This is a genomic window from Lonsdalea iberica, from assembly GCF_002111585.1.
GTDB lineage: Bacteria > Pseudomonadota > Gammaproteobacteria > Enterobacterales > Enterobacteriaceae > Lonsdalea > Lonsdalea iberica.
Genome location: NZ_LUTP01000096.1, coordinates 1 through 2,013 on the forward strand (window position 1 = coordinate 1; position 2,013 = coordinate 2,013).

Below are 2,013 nucleotides of genomic sequence, written 5' to 3' on the forward strand. Positions count from 1 at the left end.
TCTGTTTTCAGCCGCGGTGGGCACGGAGCGAGATGCATCGAAGAATATTCTTTCGCCATGGGCTGGTAAGGTACCTCCTTGTCCACCCAGTCCTGGAGCATCTAATATTTCCGTATTATCTTCGTAGACACCTTGATTTGAGTTTTTACCATTATTGTAGAATGCGCCTACGGACTTTCCGTTATAAGGAACGCTAAGTGACTGTTCTCCCGTTATATTCCTAATAGCATCGCCTTGTGCTGCGAGTAATGCCCGCCCGCCATCAATCCCACGCCCACTGTCCCAACCACGAATAAATTCGCCGCGCAGATCCGGTAACGTGAGTCCCGGATAGGCCTGCGCCAGCTTCGGATATTGGGCGGCTGTAAACGTCGCGCCGTTGCACTGGAGCCATCCCGCAGGCACCGTCGCGGACGGCCAGGGGATCGGCGTTCCTACCGGTAGCGCAGACCCTTCCCCTAAACCAAGGTTTTCGAGAATGCTTATAGCGACGCGATTTGCCACAATCCCCCGTCATCACAGTCGTTAATTGGGAGGGGAAATGGCAAAAATCGGCTATATGAGGGTGTCAACAATTGACCAATCCAACTATATTACAGCGCGATGCGTTAATTAGCGCAGGGTGTGACCAGATTTTCGAAGACCGAATGAGCGGCAAGGTCGAGAACCGACCTGGACTGAAACGTGCGCTGAAGTGCATGGAAAAGGGCGATTCGCTCATCGTATGGAAGCTGGACCGGTTGGGGCGTAGCGTAAAAAACCTCATTGCGCTGATTTCCGAATTGCACGAGCGGGGAATACATTTCCGCTCCCTGACCGACAGCATTGATACCGGCACGGCAATGGGGCGTTTTTTCTTTCATGTGATGAGCGCGCTGGCTGAGATGGAGCGAGAGCTGATCGTCGAACGGACGCTGGCGGGGATGGCCGCGGCGCGCGCGCAGGGGCGGGTAGGGGGGAGACCGAAGGCGTTGTCTCCGACGGACCGCGAGATGATCGCCCGACTGCTGGCCAACGGGTATGACCGACAGCAAATTTCGCTCACCTACGGCATCGGGCGCTCCACGCTCTATCGCTATTTCCCGCGGGGAAAGACAGAGGGCGCCTAATCGCCCAGACATTCGTGCTTGTGGGCGCAGGAGATGTTTCTATCGTTAAAACAATGCGCTGCCGGTGTCAGGAATAGGAAAAGCCTCCTGTGCGATAGCTACGTTCCCGTCAGCACAAGCGCTCTCAACGATGATGTCGCGAAGTCACGGTGCCGTTTAACTCGCTTCTGGGCGCAGATGACCGTCGGTGCCTTGTCGTTCAATGAACCGCCATTTCTACTCACTATGCGGCTCCCGTTAGCGAATCGATAAAAGCCTTTACGTTGCCATGAAACAGCAGGGGGAAACGTGGGGGAGATTACACGTGCGAAGACACAAAGCCCCAAAGACGGCGGAAAACGTGAAAGGGATATTCCGCACCCCACTCATTCTCAGGCTAAAAAAACACCAGAAATCCGTTTCAACTACGGAAAAACCGGCAACCAACAGTTATCGCACTTCCACCTAGATAATTATTGTGGCTGGGGTCATTAGAAGACGGTTCTATATGCTGAGTAAGGATACCAACGGATTTTCCTCAAAGCCTATTGGTCGTAAGCCGTGAGCAAACAGGAGGGGCGGAGTCGGCGCTGTAAGCGAGAAATATTTTTGTTGGGTGCTGGCGACTGATACGTTGAACGCGGGTGCATTAATATAATGCATATTAATCAGGGCATTAATGTTTGATCGATGAGTTGTGTTGATGAGGGGAGAGTCGATTGCTAGAGCACGTGTGCCCGGCGTCATGTGCTTTTGGGAACGAACAAAAAACCAGCCATACCCTCGCTATCGCGAGATAAGTACGATTCAGGGTTTTGAATTGGGTACTGAAGAAACTTCGAGGATGGTGGGTCGTGCAGGATTCGAACCTGCGACCAATTGATTAAAAGTCAACTGCTCTACCAACTGAGCTAACGACCCGCAG

1 protein-coding gene, 1 tRNA gene and 1 pseudogene are annotated in these 2,013 nt (G+C 52.9%); 1 reads left to right on the top strand and 2 read right to left on the bottom strand.

The window, feature by feature from the left end; all coding sequences use genetic code 11:
* A partial coding sequence (locus AU511_RS16715) for a phage tail protein (RefSeq protein ID WP_205756480.1) occupies nt 1–504 on the bottom strand: 504 nt, incomplete at its 3' end.
* Nucleotides 505–541: 37 nt separating this feature from the next.
* Between AU511_RS16715 and AU511_RS16720 the strand changes: the two are divergent.
* A pseudogene (locus AU511_RS16720) lies at nt 542–1,109 on the top strand (recombinase family protein).
* Between the two features lie 824 nt (nt 1,110–1,933).
* Here the strand turns inward: AU511_RS16720 and AU511_RS16725 are convergent.
* A tRNA-Lys gene (locus AU511_RS16725) sits at nt 1,934–2,009 on the bottom strand.
* Between the last annotated feature and the right edge of the window lie 4 nt (nt 2,010–2,013).